Origin of the sequence: Bifidobacterium phasiani, assembly GCF_019331775.1 — a bacterium.
Taxonomy (GTDB): Bacteria; Actinomycetota; Actinomycetes; order Actinomycetales; family Bifidobacteriaceae; genus Bifidobacterium; species Bifidobacterium phasiani.
Map to the genome: position 1 here is coordinate 1 of NZ_JAHBBD010000035.1, position 19,144 is coordinate 19,144.

The 19,144-nt window shown below is 54.7% G+C and carries 18 protein-coding genes; 10 read left to right on the top strand and 8 right to left on the bottom strand.

What is annotated here, in order from left to right; translation table 11 throughout:
* Positions 1–825 precede the first annotated feature (825 nt).
* The 3 genes from KIH73_RS10305 to KIH73_RS10315 form a co-directional block, all read right to left on the bottom strand.
* A complete protein-coding gene (locus KIH73_RS10305; protein WP_219083214.1) occupies positions 826–1,311 on the bottom strand; it encodes a memba in 486 nt (161 codons plus the stop codon).
* A gap of 245 nt (positions 1,312–1,556) precedes the next feature.
* Complete coding sequence (locus KIH73_RS10310) at positions 1,557–1,712, bottom strand: hypothetical protein (RefSeq protein ID WP_219083216.1); 156 nt, start codon at positions 1,710–1,712, stop codon at positions 1,557–1,559.
* 351 nt (positions 1,713–2,063) lie between these two features.
* Positions 2,064–3,524, bottom strand: a complete 1,461-nt coding sequence (locus KIH73_RS10315) for a MobA/MobL family protein (protein ID WP_338024002.1) — start codon at positions 3,522–3,524, stop codon at positions 2,064–2,066.
* Positions 3,525–3,812: 288 nt separating this feature from the next.
* Here KIH73_RS10315 and KIH73_RS10320 point away from each other — a divergent pair, with 288 nt between their 5' ends.
* The 3 genes from KIH73_RS10320 to KIH73_RS10330 all read left to right on the top strand — a co-directional run bounded on the left by KIH73_RS10320 (position 3,813) and on the right by KIH73_RS10330 (position 6,070).
* Positions 3,813–4,238, top strand: a complete 426-nt coding sequence (locus KIH73_RS10320) for a hypothetical protein (protein WP_219083218.1) — start codon at positions 3,813–3,815, stop codon at positions 4,236–4,238.
* 778 nt (positions 4,239–5,016) lie between these two features.
* A complete protein-coding gene (locus tag KIH73_RS10325) occupies positions 5,017–5,658 on the top strand; it encodes a hypothetical protein (protein WP_219083220.1) in 642 nt (213 codons plus the stop codon).
* Positions 5,659–5,689: 31 nt separating this feature from the next.
* Positions 5,690–6,070, top strand: coding sequence for a hypothetical protein (locus tag KIH73_RS10330; RefSeq protein ID WP_219083222.1), 381 nt, complete (start codon positions 5,690–5,692; stop codon positions 6,068–6,070).
* Between the two features lie 407 nt (positions 6,071–6,477).
* Here KIH73_RS10330 and KIH73_RS10335 read toward each other — a convergent pair whose 3' ends face one another.
* Positions 6,478–6,936 (bottom strand): hypothetical protein, encoded by a 459-nt coding sequence (locus tag KIH73_RS10335; RefSeq protein ID WP_219083224.1) that lies wholly within the window; start codon positions 6,934–6,936, stop codon positions 6,478–6,480.
* A 395-nt stretch (positions 6,937–7,331) separates the two neighbouring features.
* Between KIH73_RS10335 and KIH73_RS10340 the strand changes: the two genes are divergently transcribed.
* Positions 7,332–7,487, top strand: a complete 156-nt coding sequence (locus KIH73_RS10340) for a hypothetical protein (RefSeq protein WP_219083216.1) — start codon at positions 7,332–7,334, stop codon at positions 7,485–7,487.
* A gap of 358 nt (positions 7,488–7,845) precedes the next feature.
* Here the strand turns inward: KIH73_RS10340 and KIH73_RS10345 are convergent, their stop codons facing one another.
* Both KIH73_RS10345 and KIH73_RS10350 read right to left on the bottom strand, forming a co-directional pair.
* A complete protein-coding gene (locus KIH73_RS10345; protein ID WP_219083227.1) occupies positions 7,846–9,141 on the bottom strand; it encodes an amidase domain-containing protein in 1,296 nt (431 codons plus the stop codon).
* Positions 9,142–9,154: 13 nt separating this feature from the next.
* Entirely contained in the window at positions 9,155–9,403 is a 249-nt protein-coding gene (locus tag KIH73_RS10350; protein ID WP_219083229.1) for a hypothetical protein, read from the bottom strand.
* Between the two features lie 1,243 nt (positions 9,404–10,646).
* On the opposite strand from KIH73_RS10350, the gene KIH73_RS10355 reads away from it, so the two are divergent.
* A complete protein-coding gene (locus KIH73_RS10355) occupies positions 10,647–11,213 on the top strand; it encodes a recombinase family protein (RefSeq protein WP_219083231.1) in 567 nt (188 codons plus the stop codon).
* A 64-nt stretch (positions 11,214–11,277) separates the two neighbouring features.
* Positions 11,278–11,733 carry a hypothetical protein gene (locus tag KIH73_RS10360; RefSeq protein WP_219083233.1) on the top strand — a complete coding sequence of 152 codons (456 nt, stop codon included), beginning with the start codon at positions 11,278–11,280 and terminating at the stop codon, positions 11,731–11,733.
* Between the two features lie 138 nt (positions 11,734–11,871).
* Here KIH73_RS10360 and KIH73_RS10365 read toward each other — a convergent pair whose 3' ends face one another.
* Together KIH73_RS10365 and KIH73_RS10370 are read right to left on the bottom strand one after the other, a co-directional pair.
* A complete protein-coding gene (locus tag KIH73_RS10365) occupies positions 11,872–13,203 on the bottom strand; it encodes a sensor histidine kinase (protein WP_219083234.1) in 1,332 nt (443 codons plus the stop codon).
* Positions 13,204–13,233: 30 nt separating this feature from the next.
* Complete coding sequence (locus KIH73_RS10370; RefSeq protein WP_236022729.1) at positions 13,234–13,887, bottom strand: response regulator; 654 nt, start codon at positions 13,885–13,887, stop codon at positions 13,234–13,236.
* Positions 13,888–14,213: 326 nt separating this feature from the next.
* On the opposite strand from KIH73_RS10370, the gene KIH73_RS10375 reads away from it, so the two are divergent.
* The 4 genes from KIH73_RS10375 (at position 14,214) to KIH73_RS10390 (ending at position 18,535) form a co-directional block, all read left to right on the top strand.
* Positions 14,214–15,551 (top strand): MFS transporter, encoded by a 1,338-nt coding sequence (locus tag KIH73_RS10375; protein ID WP_219083236.1) that lies wholly within the window; start codon positions 14,214–14,216, stop codon positions 15,549–15,551.
* Positions 15,552–15,793: 242 nt separating this feature from the next.
* On the top strand, positions 15,794–16,381 hold the full coding sequence (locus tag KIH73_RS10380; RefSeq protein ID WP_219083238.1) for an AAA family ATPase: 588 nt from the start codon (positions 15,794–15,796) through the stop codon (positions 16,379–16,381).
* Positions 16,378–16,635 carry a hypothetical protein gene (locus KIH73_RS10385; RefSeq protein WP_219083240.1) on the top strand — a complete coding sequence of 86 codons (258 nt, stop codon included), beginning with the start codon at positions 16,378–16,380 and terminating at the stop codon, positions 16,633–16,635. Before KIH73_RS10380 ends, KIH73_RS10385 begins: the two co-directional genes overlap by 4 nt.
* 682 nt (positions 16,636–17,317) lie before the next feature.
* Positions 17,318–18,535 (top strand): ATP-binding protein, encoded by a 1,218-nt coding sequence (locus KIH73_RS10390; protein ID WP_219083242.1) that lies wholly within the window; start codon positions 17,318–17,320, stop codon positions 18,533–18,535.
* Positions 18,536–19,144: the final 609 nt, after the last annotated feature.

Below are 19,144 nucleotides of genomic sequence, written 5' to 3' on the forward strand. Positions count from 1 at the left end.
CTGGTATGTCTGGCGTGTCCGGGAGGTGTGCGACACGCCGGGGGATATCCGGGGAACCAGCATCAAGCCCGCAAACGTTTTTATGTGTTGATGGGAGGGAGTGAGGGAGGAGCGAGGGAGCCCTGCCCCTGCGGGGTCAGGGCGGGTGAACGGTTGACGGTCGCTCGGTCGTCGGTCGGTCACACAGGATGCGGCATTACCCGGTATCGCGGCGGCATGTCCCCGCGACTCTTTCCGCCGCGCCTTTCTCGCAAAGCGCAGCTCCTGCGTGTCGGCCAGCCCGTTTATGCCACGCACGGCCGCGAGGTCTGTTGAATGATGCCCGTCAAGGGGCGACATCGTTGGGCTCGACCCGACCTTTTCAGCCGGCGGCGGTGGACCCAGCGGAACGGATTATCGTGGCGCCAGTTCAACTCTCCACGGTCGTAACCAAAACGTGTACCAAACGTCGTGTATGATTACTGTTGTCTTTGAGCTATTGACCCCGACAGTACCAAGGTCGGGGTCATTTTTTATGCATTTCCGCAACCAACCGGCGCGTCGCGAACACGACCACAACCATCTTGAACCAAAACGTACAAGTTCAATGTGCAGTTCCAAACAGCGCAATATCCAGAGCAACGTCTCAGCGCCACAAAAGTGCAGAGTTCTTCCAAAAGAAAAATCAAGCAGGATCAAGGTCATCGCCATAGTGCCTTCATGGACTACTGGAACGACTTTTTTAGTCTTATTTTGCAGATTACTGATTAACAAAATTGAGAGGCCGACAATCCAGACTGCCGGCCTCTCAATAATTATGATTGCAAAATTTGTAAATTTTCATAGTCAGTAACGATAAACGTATATGCCTGTGAGAGTCATGCTTGCATGCAAGTACGAATATGGACTGATATTTGACACATATCTGTTACTGCCTAAAGCATAATAACCAACGTCGGCATGAAGATTGCCGGCATAGAAGTCATATCTGTTGGGCCAATTACCGTTTACCGCACCGGAACCTGAAAACTGAAAATCACCAGGAGTTCCGCCCGCCCAGCAGGCTGCGACAGTTTCGGTGCATCCTCTTGATACGGCGATTCTGTTGCCGTTCGGTAGTTCAACCTGCGTGATTTCGTTTTTTTCCACATCCAAGTAGAGCGTGGATCCAGGCGGCACATCAGGAGCAACAATCACCGTGGCGTCGGCTTCGGGGATAAGTCCCCCGGTGCTTTCTGCGGCCATCGCAGGAACAGCTCCGAATGCCATCACACCGATAAACGTTGCCACAAAGGCAACTATTTTCTTTATGAATGTCTTCATGTTCATCATTCCTCCTTGAACGATCTTTCAATTCAATTCTAGAATCGAACACGATACATAGCAATACTTTAAAGTACAGCAAAAACGTTTCACTTAATTAAAGTACTTGACTTTAGTTATACCAATTTTGTGTATACACAGATAGATATAAAGCGCCCAGATAAAGATGATTAATGCATGTACGATAATGCCGTCATTGCGTTAAAACAGGGAAGTCTGCTCCAGCCTTTGTACCGGGGTGGTCCGAGCCATCATTAGCTGCGGCTGTGGGCTTGGATCGTGTATGCCGTGATTGACAGCACTGCGATGTCGGCCGCGATGGGGTGCATCGCGGGAGCTAGGCAGATGACGATGATTGCCATCAGCCAGACCACGAGGCCGCCGCGCGGCCCCTCATCCTTGTTGAGCATGACTGCTCCTTTGGTAGTAGGCCGCGCCGCGACTGGCGCGGCAGCGTCGCCCGACGGTCGCCGGGCGGTCGGGTCGCGTCCCTGCTACAAGACGTTCGTCGACGTCGATAATCGTATCGGCTAAGATGGAGCTGCCGGTGGAGGCGCTGCTAACTTCCCCTTGATCTGGACGGTGCGCAACGACTTTCAGGGGATGGCCGATACCGGTGAGCGCCCCTTGTGCGCTCTGGTAGTAAGCGTTGGGCCGGTGTCTTCGGACACCGGCCCTTTGCTTTGCCTGGCGTAGGATTGGTGGTGTTCCCGGTACCTCCCGCGCAATCGGAGTGCGGCAAGGGTCGGGATTTTTCATGTCTAGAGGCCGAGGCCGTAGCCCTGGTCTCCGCCCATGCCGAGGTTCATGGGGTCGGCCGGATCCGACGGGTTCCACTCGGGCATCGGCTCGGGTTCCGTCTCCCGCTCCCGTTTGAGCTGTCTGCTGGCTTCCCTGGCCTCCTTGGCCGCCGCGGCCAGGCTCATGGGCCGTTCCGGCTGGTTCTCCGGTTCCACGGCGGGCCGGCGGGGCTGGTCCGCCGGTTGTCCGGTGTCCTCGCGTGCCTGGCGCGGCGCCGTTGCCGCCGCCGGCGCGGGGCGTTCGACCGGCTCGGGTGCGGCGGTCTGCATGTGCCGCCACTGGTCGAGGGCCTCGCCGATGGCGGCGTGGATACGGCCCACGGTGCGCAGCCCCACCCGCAGGATATGGGAGGGGATGGCCACCCACTCGTGCCGGTCGCGCAGCCAGGCGTGCCAGCGGGGCCGGTCGGAATCCTTGGCGTTCCGGGGGATCATGAGGCTGATGCCGTCCCGGTGGCGCATCGTCGCCAACGCGTCGGCCGGGTCCGTGCCGTGCCTGACGTTTTCCAGCATCCGGTCGAACGCCCGGGCGGCGCGGTCGGCGAGCCGTTCCAGCAGGCCGCCCAGCCGCCTGTTGTCGGCCAGGCTCTCGCGGATGACGGTCTCATTGGCCGCGATCTCGCGGTTCACGGCCCTGATGCGGCGGTTGATGGCGGCGCGGTCGGCCGGTTGGCCGCGTTTCTCCATCTCCCGGCTGGCGTAGCCCTCGTGGATGGTGGGCACACGGTCGATGCCCTGTTCCTCAAGGCTGCGGTGGTCGATGCGCACGCCCTCGGGCAGCAGCCGGTTGCAGACCTCGGCCCAGCTCTCGCGCATGCTCAGGAGCATGTCCCGGGTGCTTAGCGGGTTCTCGGCCACGGTGACGCGCTTCCACTGCTTGCGGTTGCGCTTGTCCACCTTCTGCACGCCGGTCTCGGGATCGATGACCGGGATGCGTTGGCCGTGCTCGTCCAACGCCCAGGTCTTACGGGTCTTGGTCCTCTCCCACCCGCCCGTCTCCGGGTCGATGCGCCGGTTGGCCACGAGGATGTGCGCGTGCGGGTTCCGCCCCTCATGGTCCAGATGGATCGCGTAGACGGCCGCATACCCGTTCGCGGTCAGGTTCTCCCGGATGAACCGTTCCACCGCCAGGACGCGCTGTCCCTCGTCCAGCTCGACCGGCAGGGCCACCATGAGCTTCTTCGCCGCCACGCCACGCCCCCGCTCGGCCGCCCGGGCGTCGTTGAACAGGCGCGCCGGGTCCATGTACCCGCCGGGCGCCCCGTCCGGCAGCAGCGTCGCCACACGCGCCACGCGCTCCCTGCGACCGAACCCGTAGTACGTCTCGCCCGTCAGCTCGTCACGCACCCGCATCGACGCGATGTACGACAGCGACGCGACCGGGTTCGCGGCGCTGGAGATGTTCATCGAATAGATCGCCACCGGGAATCCTTTCACGCGCGTTCAGGCACGGGGATTCTCAAGGGGCCGGCCCGAGGCCCCTTGAGCCTGCCGGGAGGCTCCCCCGGAAGGGCGGGAATCCAAAGGGCGGAGCCCTTGGCCCCCCGGGAGGGCGCACGACAACGGACAACCTCTGGTTGTCCTAAGTGCGCCCTCGATTTTAATCGAGGGACGGAACAAGCATGAGGGCCGTCGCGTGTCATCCCCAGGCAACTGCCGGCACGGATAGGATGGAACCAAGCATACACAACCCCGTTCGAGGAGGAAATCATGACCAAAAGCATCGAGGAGCAAATCGCCGAGAACGAACGACGTATACAGCAGATAAAAGAACGCAATCGCCAGCTCAAACGGCGTCAGTCAGAGCAAGAACGCAGGGCCCGGACCAAATCCCTTATCGAGGTCGGTGCCAGAGTCGAGCAGGCCACCGGCATGACATGGCGCAAACAGGATGATTGGGATGAGTTCACTAAAGCCTTGCACGTGACCGTCTCACTCTCGGATGGAACCAAACACACCGTCGCAGACATCATCCATACCGCATATAAGCGAATCCATGCCGTACCCCGTCCGAATCCCGATTCGATGACCACGGACAAGACAATCGAACCACGGGGAATCCAACAAACGCACCATGCTGCGCATCAAAAACCATTTCGAGATACGGATAGAACGCAAGACCTTATACGGGGATGATCGTATCCGACACCAGTCAAAATGGCATCCACCGCAAACGTTCCATCAATCGGTCGCATAACATCAAAACCGGAACGTGCCCGGTTTTGATGTTATGCGACCGACGCACAATGAATCTGTTCACCATCCATCTCAACTAGCTGGTATGTCTGGCGTGTCCGGGAGGTGTGCGACACGCCGGGGGATATCCGGGGAACCAGCATCAAGCCCGCAAACGTTTTTATGTGTTGATGGGAGGGAGTGAGGGAGGAGCGAGGGAGCCCTGCCCCTGCGGGGTCAGGGCGGGTGAACGGTTGACGGTCGGTCGCTCGGTCGTCGGTCGGTCACACAGGATGCGGCATTACCCGGTATCGCGGCGGCATGTCCCCGCGACTCTTTCCGCCGCGCCTTTCTCGCAAAGCGCAGCTCCTGCGTGTCGGCCAGCCCGTTTATGCCACGCACGGCCGCGAGGTCTGTTGAATGATGCCCGTCAAGGGGCGACATCGTTGGGCTCGACCCGACCTTTTCAGCCGGCGGCGGTGGACCCAGCGGAACGGATTATCGTGGCGCCAGTTCAACTCTCCACGGTCGTAACCAAAACGTGTACCAAACGTCGTGTATGATTACTGTTGTCTTTGAGCTATTGACCCCGACAGTACCAAGGTCGGGGTCATTTTTTATGCATTTCCGCAACCAACCGGCGTGTCGTATGCAGGAAACTGCATTGTGTATTGACCGATGCAATGCCAGAAGCCTATTTTTGAAATGTGGGGAAACAACGATTCGAGGAGGAATCGAAATGAGAAGGATGAAGAAATATCTCGCACGAATCATCGCCTGCATCTTGTCGGCAGCGACATTGTTGGTGATGGTTCCCGCCGCGAACGCGGATGTTACGGATTCTCAGTCCGACAGTTACGTTCCTTGTGCAGTGCCCTCTGTGGATAAGGATCTTGAGAATTTGCTATGGAAAATCGTTGATGCCGGTGAGTATTTCGGCTTTGAAGGCAAGCGGCTCACTGTCGCGTTGTCCGAGGAACAGTTGAAATCCGACTATGGTTTCTCCGATGCCGAGTATGCGTTTCTGGTAAACAACGTCCTCACCCCAGCAGTGAGCGTCCAAGACACAGAGTCGTATCCAACGACTTTCGCTAGCTGCAGCGGTGTGTACATCTCCTATGTGGATTTCACCGTAGGATTCGCCGCCGCTCTTTTTGCGGCTTCCTCGGTCAGTCCGGCTGCTCTTGCTGCGGCATTCACCGCAGTTGCGTCAGCGATCAGTGGTCCAGTTGGTGCAATATTGGCTGGAGGCGTCGCAGTCCTGGGCATCGGATTCTTCGCCGATCTTGCCGTGAAGATCGTCGGCGCGGTAGCTCAGGGTAAGGGCGTCTGTCTCACTCTGGCGTGGGAATTCCCTCCGTTAAAGTCTGAAATCATGTGATGCGGATGCGATGCATTGATACGCTGCAGGAATGGAGTTGGAAGTCGTGGTCCTGTACATGGCTGTTCGGCTCGTTGTCGATCAACGCGGCAGCGGAAATCGAGAACAAGGCTATAACTCCATTCGCAATCGCGTATCTGATCGCTGCCATGGTGGTGCTGGCGCTGTTTGTGTGGTCGTGTCTGAAAACATGGGATGTGAGATTAACGATCATCCTTACGGCAGCACTTATAGCGCCAGCGACTGCCATGTTGATTTTCAATGGATCTTTCAGTCGCTTTCTTGTCTACATCTATTTCATAGCAGTGCTTCTGACTATGTTGATATGCAAGTACGGCAGATCTCGGAAAAAGCAATAGCAAATACAAAGTTGGGTTGGGCTGCGGATTCTCATATGCAATATTTTTGCTAAATCTTCCGGACTTCCTATCCATATTTCACCACGACCGATGACGAGCCGATAAGGGTTGGCCCATCTGGTTCATTCGATTCGGCTGTCCTGTCCGACGGTCCATACCGAAACATATTCGCCTATCCGCCGATGCTCGCATCGGATCGCCCCAAGCGCAAATGGCAAACCCGACACCAACGATGTCAGAAGAGGACATCAGACCAGACCACAGACCACCACAAGACAATCAGAACCCAGCCCAACAGGACCACAAACACACATACAGCAGGACCATCAATAAAAACCATACGAATCAGAAACCAATGGACTTCTTGCACTAACCCCCTCCGGGGGCCGCCTAAACGGCGGAATACCAACGATTCCTGACAGGCGATACGAAATGAGGCCCGATATCGGGGCCGGTCGGATCATTCGGTCCTCCCGGACGCCCGCTTCTCGCTGATGGACGCGGACGCCATGTACGCCTTGAGAGTGTCCAGGTCGAGCCCGGACCCGACGGCGGCCCGCCACAGATCGTCCATCATGCCCCGGCGTATGGCGTCGAGCCTCCGGTTCCACCCATCGAGGGTCGCCTCGGCGTACAGGCCCAGCAGGCTTGATTTCTCCCCGGCGGGCAGGAGCGAGTCCAGGTCGTCGGGCAGTATCCGCGTGTCCGTGGCCCTGCGGGCGGAGAGCCTGACCGTCCCGTCGCGGTACGTCTTCTTCAGCTCGACCAGTCCCTTGGACGCCAGGGAATGGGCGGCCCGACGGACGGAGGACGCGCGGGAGCGCCCGGTGCCCGGACCGGTCAGCCTGACCCACTTGCCGGGGTTCATGTCCAGCGTGCGCAGGACCTGCCTCTCGACCCTGCCCAGACCTCTGCTCATCACGACCTCCCCAAACGTTGCGCGCAACATTATTAAGTGTTGCACGCAACACTTAAAACGCATGCGAAGGCACGGCAAGATGCCCGGATCCGTCACACCCAAGCAGCCACGACAGATGGAAAAGCAAAGGGCCGGTGTCCGAAGACACCGGCCCAACGCTTACTACCAGAGCGCACAAGGGGCGCTCACCGGTATCGGCCATCCCCTGAAAGTCGTTGCGCACCGTCCAGATCAAGGGGAAGTTAGCAGCGCCTCCACCGGCAGCTCCATCTTAGCCGATACGATTATCGACGTCGACGAACGTCTTGTAGCAGGGACGCGACCCGACCGCCCGGCGACCGTCGGGCGACGCTGCCGCGCCAGTCGCGGCGCGGCCTACTACCAAAGGAGCAGTCATGCTCAACAAGGATGAGGGGCCGCGCGGCGGCCTCGTGGTCTGGCTGATGGCAATCATCGTCATCTGCCTAGCTCCCGCGATGCACCCCATCGCGGCCGACATCGCAGTGCTGTCAATCACGGCATACACGATCCAAGCCCACAGCCGCAGCTAATGATGGCTCGGACCACCCCGGTACATGTCCAGCCGGGCTTTGGCTCGATAAAGCCAACAAGTCACGGAATCAACATCTCAAAGCAATACGCCCCGCGAAGCGCTAAAGTCTCGGACTCTCTGGACTCTGTTGCGTTCACCGTAGGCGCATACCGGGTACGACGCTTGGCTGACGGTGCCGACCAGGCAATCCTGCGCATAGTTCACACAAAAATCGACAAGATTATCAATCGCGCTATAAAACAATGGTTTTACAGACGAATAAAATGTTAAAATTCATATTAAATATGGTGTGGTTTTCCATCCAATTGTTTTAATTGAGTAAAACCACACCATATTTAATAATACACCATACCGCTTTAATAATCGATTTTTAGTACCGATGTATTAATTGCAGAATGTCCTTGTGCTACTGCGTTAAAAATAAATTCGTTATATGGCATATTTGAACGAAGTGGAGATTTCTGTGATATATAGCGAATTCCACTATTAGATACCCCAACAACAATATTTGCGTGATCGAAAGCACCATCCGGATTATTGGCACCATCATCATCAATCCAATCATAGTAAATAATCGATCCTATAGGTGCCACGAAAGGACTATCAGCAGTTGCGAAAGATCCAGAATGGTTGAGCATGAATTGGTGATTGTAATCCGCGCTAGACCAAGTCCACGATGAATCATTTGCCGCCGTATCATAACTCCAGACACTTGCAGATCGTTTCGTTAGAAAATTATAAGGTACAAGAGCTTGTCCTCCCTCATGCACTGCCTGAGAAACAAAATTAGTGCAATTGCCACCAGAGGAGAAAATTGGATATTCGGGGTTAAAACTGTCCACAGGTCCGGTAGTCCATGTGTCCACATAACGAAGCATACGACCTTCAGAGATTTGTGTTGCCCTAGGCTGCGGTGACGCATCATTCGGCAAATCATTCTCATACTGCGTATCCGGGATAGAGTCCGAATTTGAGTAAGGTAAATCACTATCTACACCGAACAAATTCTGACCTTTGCTGTGTTTCTTCGCAAAAGCAACCGGATCGTTCGTTTGCAGGTATTCTGAATAATCAACCAATTGGTCTGAAATTACCGTGTAAGAATCTTCGGACGACGTAGATAAAGTCAAAATATGGATGTCCTGCCAAATCGATGTCAGGTCTTCGGTTTCCCCATCGTATCGGGTTATCGTAGAACCATCAGATGAATGTGATTCAATTGTTTTTGTTTCTAAAACAGCAACTTGTACCGCACCGTCAATTGCTTCACTCGAAAGAATAGATGACTCTACTGAAGCCGACACTATATCCAATGAACTTTCCTGGAAACAGACCAAATCACTCGCGGCTTGACTTGAAGCCAGAGCTTTCTGCTGATTTTCTTGGTCGTTGCTTTGCAGAAGAGTGTTCAGATATGCTTCCGTAAGATTCGAATATGGATACCCGTACGCATCCTCTATATTCTGCATATAATTTTGAACAGCAATACCTAATAAGTCATTAAGACTTTCAGACATCTGAGCCGATGCACTATTAGGTATGCCAAACGCCAATGCAGTTGTAGATATAGCAATAAGTAAAGTCTTGCTCCATTTTCTATACATACTGACCCCAATGTTTATTAACGATGACTTCCCTTCGTGTCGCAGCATTGCGACTTAAGTATTATAACACACCATTTTCGATAACGTCAATCAGTTCAATTTCACTTTGAACGACATCATTACAGCGACTCTCCAACTGATTTTGATAATACTTTGGAAGCTTCGACCATTCAGCTAAATCACGTTCTGAGAAATTGACATCACATGTCGGTATCGGCTCATCATTGAGGTAATCCAACACATTCTGTACATCATCTTTGAAATTATGCAATACGCTGGGAGAGTCAACATCAGAATCAGAAAGTTTCATGTACTCTGTTATTTCATTTGAACTGATCCACCTGGAGTAATAATCATATGCAACAACCGCATTTTCTCTATATGATTTACATAGACTATAAGATTCATAAACCTTATTAATTCTACATATCAGCAAGTATGCAACTAGAACAAAAATCAGTACTACAATTACCACAAAACATCTATGCGCAATAGCATATCGATGTTGATTCACATGTTTTGAAGTCATATCGTAGCAACCTAAACAATAATATTAAATATTATCAACTATGTTTATCAACATTTTACGAAAATCTATCCACACTCATTCTTTTTAATATCATTATACATATACGCATTAGAAATCGTTGTCAATAGTAAATATTGACATAATAGTCGTTAACGACTCTTGCGAACATCCACATATAACATATCAAAACAAGTGTTCTTGCGTATATTCATGTAGTGCGCAGTTGTGTTCGTCAAACACACGCCAAGCAGACGTGTTCTCCAGATATGCCTTGTCCTGGTTCACATCAAATCGGCCGTTAAAGCCACGTCGTCTACCCATCCCATGACCTTAATTCACCGGGCTTCACGCTTTCATGTGCCCTCCCGACGTTCCTTAGCACTTATCGTGGTTTCATCACTTGCGCCTTCTACAGACCTGCGTCCGAGTCGCCGTAGGCACGATTATCTGAATTCAGGAACACTGTCACCACTGCAGCGCCAACGCGACCCTGCAAAGGTACGTCTCCGCGACTTCATTGACCATCGTCTTGAAGTTTTTTGGAATTTCCGCATTCCAGAATCATTGCCGAACTACCGGTAGAGATACTTCCAGATGATTGCGATCCGCTCGTGTAGGTCACAGACGCATTTGATTGGCCACCAGTGCACGTCGGCCATGCCCTCCGCGGTCCATGAGCACCATGTCATCCGATGGACTCGCCGTGTTATTAGGATGCGACAGAAGAACAGCTTCTCCAGCTGCGACTTGATGGCTTGCAGGCTCTTGCCGTCCACGTTCGCGCCAATGAGGCAAGGAAATCGCGAAACATGGCAATGAGGCGCAGCGCGTTCGTCTCTGGATCGAAGCATGGGTCGCCCTAATTCTCATGCGCAAGCCCAAAGCTCGAACAAGCGCGACACTTACCATAAAGCAGGGTTTATGGCACAGTCCCACACCTGCGACGACATGCCGAGAAATCAAGTACCGAAAATAGTATCAAAACACAGCGTTCTCCGTCACGGGTTTCGGTACCGTCATATCCATGAACATCGGATACGCCAGAATCAGCACCACGGATCAGAACCTCGACCTGCAGATCGACGCGCTACGAAACGCCGGATGCGAACGGATATACACCGAGACGGCAAGCGGCGCCAGAGACGAACGCCCCGAGCTCGCGAGGATGACGGACACGCTCCGGGCCGGCGACGTGCTGACCGTGTGGCGCCTCGACCGGCTGGGGCGCAGCACACAACACCTGATAGGTCTGGTCAACGACCTCGCCGACCGCGGCGTGCAATTCAGGAGCCTTACCGAACATCTGGACACCACCACCCCGGGAGGGGTGTTGGTCTTCACCGTGTTCGCGGGAGTCGCTCAGTTTGAACGCGACCTGATCCGAGAACGCACCAAAGCCGGCATAGAAGCCGCACGCTTGCGCGGACGACGAGGAGGCCGCCCACGCAAGCTGACCCCCAACCAAGCCAGGGAACTACGGCAGCTGCACGCATCACACACAATCAGCGTCGCCAACCTATGCCGCATGTACGGCATATCCAAAACCACGCTCTACCGAATCACAACGCAGGGTCAAGTACAGAAACTGTAAGTAACCGTCATAGCAACATGATTGATCCCGGAGACACCGAATCTCAACCTTTAAATTCAATACAATGAAAACGAATAAGTGGCGCGCAGCGGCGGGCGTTCTGTTGGTCGTCGGCATCCTGGGCGCCATCGGCATCGCCAGTGTCGTCGTGGAACGGCAGCGGGCGGCGGAGCCGCTCACATCGGCCCGATTCACGATCACCTGCACCGTGGAAAGCACCACCGCGCAGGACGGCACCGGACGGCTGACCTGCACGCCGGACGAGGAATACGGCGTCACCCGCCAGGTGACGATCAACATGCACGACCGGAGCCAGCTGCGCTGGATGGAACACTTGGAACGGGGCGACCAAATCACCTGCGACCTGCAATACCGCGTGCCCCGGGCGGACGCCGACTACACGACGGCGGACGACCTCAGATCCCCGTACCTGCTCCTGCGCGACCGCCCCGATTGGGACCACCACCTCGAACTGGCCATGACGGGCGACGAACTGTCCTGCGTCCTCGAACAATGCTGACGTTCCCAGTGCCATACTTGATATAGCCAGATTAACCAACAGGAACAGATTCACGAAGGATGCACACGATAAATATTTATATTTAAATATTTATATGACACACATTCAACTCGATGAGCACACTCACAAAACAATGTCTCACCTGCTTGTTGACAAGCTGTCGTCGCCAGCCGCATTATTCATGGGCGATGACGTGCCGGATAACGTTCCCTCCCTTTGCCACGGAATAAGCGCATAGACGATCCACGTTCCATCCGCGGCATTGAAATTAATCTCTCCTCCGAGCTCTATGATGCGCTTAGCATGCATGTTTAGTCCACGACCCGAAAGCTCAGCCTCTGCCGTATGTACAACGGCACCTTCGGCAGAACCGTCTGCATTGGAACCGATATCGTTGATTTCGCGGATTTCAATGTAGTGTTCGGTACATAATATATTCAGCAAGTAAACATCATCACCCGGGGCGGCATGCCTACGTATATTCGTTCCTATTTCACGAATTAACGACAGTGCCTCGCGTTCGGCATCAGGTGAATGCGCGAGATGTAATCCTTCTACATGGACGTGTCCTCCGTATCCCAATGATGTCAGGAACTCACGGACATCGTCAATTTGTTGTGACAGCCGTTCCATGAACGGTAATTGCTGGTTGTCATGCAGACGTCCGGACAGATAATCGATAACATGGTGAACTTCCTTGAAGGCCCGCTGGCTTCGGTCTAGCACAAGTGCCCAATCATCCTTATCATCGCGCAACTCATCCGGCGCGCCGACATGTTCAGGGTTCCTCTTCGCAGTCTTTCCAGCGTAGTAATCGGATAGATGAAGACGTGCGATGGTGGAAATGAATGTCAGGTCGTTGGTCATAGTGTCATGAATGGTAATGGCAAGTTGCGCGTCGTGGCGAAGCACGGCAAGTTGTTGTTCCGTTTCCCGCTGCCGTTTCGCACGTTTATCGGCTTCGGCTTTACCATGTCGCAGGATTTGCCCCGCTCCTGCCGCCAACGCGCAGGTGATTGATATTGCAATGAAATGAACAACCGTTTTGTAAGAATAATCCGTATCGCCCGCAAATAATTCGCCGCCGGTAACGGTCATCGACGCTAAAGCGAAACCGAATATGCATCCGAGCATAGCCAAAATCGCACCGGAACGTTCACTGTAAAAGCTAAGAACAGCGAGAGCCACACATACGCCGATGGATTGCTGAGGTGCGGGATATGGAAGAGCGGATGAGACAATTAGCACAAGTGTGGCCATCCAACCGGCAATTCTCGGGATAACCGGAAGCATTACTAGCGTAATCAGGTGAATCGCCAGTATCGTCAAGCCATACGCCGAGTCGGGAAAGTGATCCTGTTCGTTGATAGTCAGAAGAACCGCCACAGCAGCGGCAGCGCCGACATAAGGATTCAGACGTATTGTGATGTCGAGATCATGCAGCTTTCTGATGACAGTATTAATATTCATATGATTTGCATCCATTGGTGAAGTAGCCAATCATAGAGTACGGAGCTCCAACCATTTCGAGATAAGTTCTTTGGGAGTGGAGACGCCAAGCTTATGTGTGGCGCGCTGCAGATGCGTGCGCACGGTGGTTTCACTGATTCCGAGGTTGTCAGCAATTCGCGGAGCGGTAAGTCCACGAGACCACAGTTCGACAATTTCAGTTTCTCTTGCGGATAGATCCGCGGAGCGTTCTGAAGAGACACGGCGATGCGCATCATGTACGGTGTCGAAATGAGCGGATGATGCCTCATCAGGCCAAATACCGCCGGTGGCAACGGTGGTAATGGCCAAGGTCAGCAAACGTAGGTCATCGTTCTTGCCGACAATGCCCTGAGCGCCAGCCTTCGCCATATCTTCGGCGTGATTCGCAACGATTGAAGACGTGATCGCGAGGATTGCGGTGGAATCGTTCTCTTTGCGAATCGTCTTGGCAACGGTGGGGCCGTTGATGTCATTCATGGCTATATCGGCCAACAGTACTGTCGGCGGATGCACGTCGCAGCAAATTCGTATAGCTTCTGCCCCCGTGCTAACAGGCGGCAGTATCTCGTAACCAGGCAGAGTCCTTGACAGCAGACTACGCAAGGCCAAGGCGGCCATCCGATCGTTATCCATGATGGCCATGGTTGTTTTGTCTCTTCCCATGACGCTCAGTATAAGAGTCTCGGTCCGATGAGTCGTCCCACTTTTTGAGGATAAATCAACCTTACGCGTCGTCATCATCAACGATTCCGGATACGTATAGCGGTTGCTAATTCCTATCGTGAAGCTTGTCCAAACGGACATGACAGATATTGGAAGGAATTATTCAGCAGATGCTGAAGAACAAGAACGAACTTCGCAATGTCATGGACTTCAAGTTCAAGCTCGAAGTCGAATGGTGAACCGATGGTGCGATGTGCGGCGGCTTCATTCGCCGTGCATCGCACCATTTGTCACTCACGAAATAGCAGACGATAGGGGAAGATACAATGACAGAGCAAAATCGGTCCGTTTCACTATGGCAAGGCACCGATTATGCATGGTGGCTGACGTCAGATACCTCCGGAGCATTGTGCGATAGCATCGTGACGTTCACCATTCCACTTGTAGTTCTGTCCATTACCGGTTCCCCCGCAACGTCATCAGCAGTGCAGGGTGTCTGGGTGGCGCTCCAGGTGCTGTTGATGATTCCAGGCGGTGTTCTGCAGGACAGGTTCGATCGCAGAGCCCTGATGATATGGTGGGGCATATCCGGAGTCGCATTATGTGCATTAGCGTTGACGTCGATAAACGGCTCGGGCATCAGTTGGCCGGTTCTGGCTGTTGTGGCATGCGCACTAGGGATACGCGACGGACTGCTGGGAAACACATCCAACGCGATGTTGCGAGGCATCGTTCCCGATGAACAGCTGCCGAAAGCGATGTCCCTGAACAGCGCACGCGATTCACTAATCGGGCTGATCGGTAGTCCACTATCAGGACTGTTGCTTACACTGGGACGTGCCGTCCCGTTCATTACCAGCTGTGTGCTCAGTATGGTATCGACAATCGCCACATGGCGCATTCGCCGCTACTGGAAGCGCGAGTCAGAGCCTTCAACCGCCGTCAACGACGCTGAGGCTCATTCCCCCACAGCTGCAAGCATTCCACAGGATAGCCTTCGCGAACGCATATCAGTACGTCTGGTCGATGCATTCTCCGGATTGCAATGGTTGCTGACCGATGGATTCCAGCGCCGTCTGACCATTTCCGCGGCTATCGTCGTCGGTGCCGGCAACTCGTTTCTGCTGTTGATGACAATGCAGATCTCCCATGGTGGAAGCCAGGTTCTCACGGCCGGAGTTTTTGACTCCATCGCATCGGTTGGAATGTTGCTCGGAGCCGTGGCTGCTTCGTATCTGGTCAACCGTGTCCCCAGCGGATTGCTAATCGGAGGCATGTTCACGATCATGGCCGTAGGATTTGTCGCCGCATCGCTCTCTCCCCTGCTGACAGTCAAGACCGCGTTTATATGCCTGGCGTTGAGTGTACTTCCCGTAGGCAATGCGGCATTGGGAGGGCTGTCCAATATATTAATTGCAAAGGGCAAACTCGGAAGAATCGGCGCCGGACGCGGCCTTCTGCAATACGGATTCTATGCCGTAATGGTTACGGTATCAGGTGCCGTTGCAGAACAATATGGATACACGGCAGCCGGCCTAAGTCTCGCTGTGTGCATTGCCGTAGCCGCATTGCTCGTACTTACCGACTGCAATCTTGTCACTTTTCCGACACCGGACCGGTGGAAGCAGCACATCGAACGCTGCAAGATCACGCGGTTGGAGTAACCCGTATCCAGTCGCCGAATTAAATCATGTTCTGTATCCCATATCTCCATGGGATACAGAACACAGCTGTACACGATTGCCTTAACTACAAGTGGACCGAATGCAATCACAGGCCAATAATCAATTGGCACGTCCGGCCTTAATTTCGGTGGTTATAGCGCCAGCACAACTCTGATGGATATAATATCTATAAATAAATATTTAAATATATTTATGTAAGAGGTGGCTTGATGATTATAGGTGTGCTTAACATCAAGGGCGGCGTGGGCAAGACCACGAGTTCCCTAGCGATTGCCACGGCCGCCAGCAGGTCCGGGATGAAGGTTTCCGTCATGGACACCGACCCGCAGGGCAGCGCCACGCTGTGGGCCCAGGCCGCGGAGGATTCGAACGATCCACTTCCCTTCCCGGTCATGTCGCGGAACCAGGCCGAAATCCGGCGCATGCGGGAACGACGCCCGGATCGCGGAGGGGAGCTGGTGATCATCGACACCCCACCGAACGGCTCAGTCGTGGACGAGACCATTCGCACCTCCGACTTCGTGGTCATACCGACATTGGCCTCGCCTATCGACCTGCAGCAGACCATGCTCACCGCAGCCCAATGCCAGGACGCGGGCAAGGACTACGCCGTGCTTATCGTCATGGCACGCAAGGGCACCAACGCACTGGGGGCGTTCCGGAAGGCCGTCGAGGAGTACGGCGCCGGTATCTTCGATACAGAGATCCCTCTCCGCGAGGATTTCAAGGCTGATTTCGGACACAGCTTCAGAAGCAATCTCAACGGATACGAGGACGTATGGAGGGAGATCAAGGAGGAAATGCAGTGAAAAAGGCCACGGGACGACTCAACATGAGCATGCAGGCAAGGCACGATCTCGAAGGCAGGACCATCAATCGGCTCATGGACGTCCAGGACAACGACAGGCGCGGCGACGGCGACTCCGTTCAGCGAATCATGACCACGTTCCAGATGGACGCCGACCTGAAGGCCGATCTGAAGCAATACTGTTCCGGCACGGGAATGAAGATGGGCGAGGCCATCAATCAGGCCGTGAGCGAATGGCTCCGACACAGACAGTGACGCCACCAGGTACGCGTACGCGACAAGCAATGCATGACGTTCTATGTGGGGTCTCGAACCATGGGGATTCGCCGCGCGCCAAGCGTCGCGATCGCGAATCGAAACACGGTTACAGCCGGTCGCCGCAGACAAACGTTTCCGACGGTTCTTGAGTGCGATCCCATAGTTCCACCAATTACCGCAGAGCAGAACTATCAGTACATGCGTCTCCGAGGAGGAAAGACCGAATGCGCCGTTGCCATCCGTACGGCGCAACTTGATTGCGGTTCCGCCGTCTGCATGACGACACTGCCGTTGGTTATGTATAAATGTCATTGCACCAAGCATGGAATGAATGGAACATGGTGATACGCACTGGGACTACCACGATAATCACGCATAAATAAATATAAATATTTATTTATGCATGAACTCCCGAATGTTCCGTTCCCGCTCGAAATCGGCAAAGTCGGATACCGTCCACGTCATCGTGAATACGCCATCCACGCAACAGCCGTCCTGGACCCGAAGAGATTCCATACAGGCCAAAGTGCATCGAATCCGCAACGACGGAACCACCGACAATGATACGAAGTCATCAGAAAACACGGAAGTGTATCAACAATTACATTGTTATTGATACACTTTTATCATAATGTTCGAAAGTGTGTCAACAAGATAGACGGTAGGGGAGGAACAACCGATGCTGTATCGGAGAGAGCAATATCTGCAGAAGATCCGTCCCTTCTATCATGATTGCGGTCTTATCAAGATCATCACCGGCATCCGACGCTGCGGCAAGTCCTGTCTGCTTCAGACCATCGCGCAGGAGCTTAAAGAGCAGGGCGTGCCCGAATCCGACATCATCTACCTGAACCTCGACCAGTACGGGCTGCAGGACATCGACACGCCGAGGGAACTCGACATGCTCGTCCAACAGCGCGCCGCGGGCGATGGCCGCAAATACCTGTTCCTCGATGAAATCCAGAACGTCTCCGGGTTCGAACGGCTCGTCAACGCCTACAGGGAGACGGGACGGTTCTCCGTCTTCCTCACCGGCAGCAACTCCTACCTGCTGTCCGGCGAACTCGCCACCAAGCTCACCGGACGATACGTGGAGACCGAGGTGTTCACCCTCTCCTACGCGGAATACCTGCGCATGACAGGCGACGACGAGGGGAGCATGCGCGCATTCCGCCAGTACCTCACCTACGGGGGCTTCCCCAAAACCGTCGAATACGAGACCGACGACGCGAAACGCACCTACGTCGAGAACGTCGTCCACCAGATATTCGACAAGGACGTGTACGCGCGACAGCGCGTCCGCGACAGGGACGCGTTCGACCGCGTGCAGACCTACGTCATCAACAACTACGCGGCGCCCACCAACCTGACCAACATCGCCGACTATATGACCCGCACACAGGGCTCGCCGATCATCCGTCGCACCGTGGCCCGCTATGTGCGACTGCTGGAGAACGCGAAACTCATCTACCGCTGCCCACGCTTCGATCTGAAATCACGCAAGTCGCTCCAGGGATGGGAGAAGTACTATCTCGCCGACCTCGGCATCTACTACGCGCGAAATACGAACACACAGACCAGCTACGGCCCGGCCTTGGAGAATCTCGTGTACACCTATCTGCGCGGCAGGGGATACGCGGTGAGCGTCGGCAGGATAGGGCGGTTCGAATGCGATTTCATCGTCCGCAAAGGCGACGGATACGCGTACGTCCAGGTCTCGCAGACCATCGCCGACCCGAAGGTCGAGGAACGCGAGTACCGCCCGCTGCTATCCATCCGGGACAACCGTCCCAAATACCTGTTCACCCTCGACCCGCTGCCCGAGCAGCGCGACGGCATCAAGCATCTGAACCTCATGGATTTCCTCGCCCAGGACAAGGACCTCGAGGTCGGCTGACAGGCATCGAACGAATCCGTGCCATACTTCGTTCACATCCCGATTCGATGGCGCCAAGCAAAGCAATAGAACTGGTATGTCTGGCGTGTCCGGGAGGTGTGCGACACGCCGGGGGATATCCGGGGAACCAGCATCAAGCCCGCAAACGTTTTTATGTGTTGATGGGAGGGAGTGAGGGAGGAGCGAGGGAGCCCTGCCCCTGCGGGGTCAGGGCGGGTGAACGGTTGACGGTCGCTCGGTCGTCGGTCGGTCACACAGGATGCGGCATTACCCGGTATCGCGGCGGCATGTCCCCGCGACTCTTTCCGCCGCGCCTTTCTCGCAAAGCGCAGCTCCTGCGTGTCGGCCAGCCCGTTTATGCCACGCACGGCCGCGAGGTCTGTTGAATGATGCCCGTCAAGGGGCGACATCGTTGGGCTCGACCCGACCTTTTCAGCCGGCGGCGGTGGACCCAGCGGAACGGATTATCGTGGCGCCAGTTCAACTCTCCACGGTCGTAACCAAAACGTGTACCAAACGTCGTGTATGATTACTGTTGTCTTTGAGCTATTGACCCCGACAGTACCAAGGTCGGGGTCATTTTTTATGCATTTCCGCAACCAACCGGCG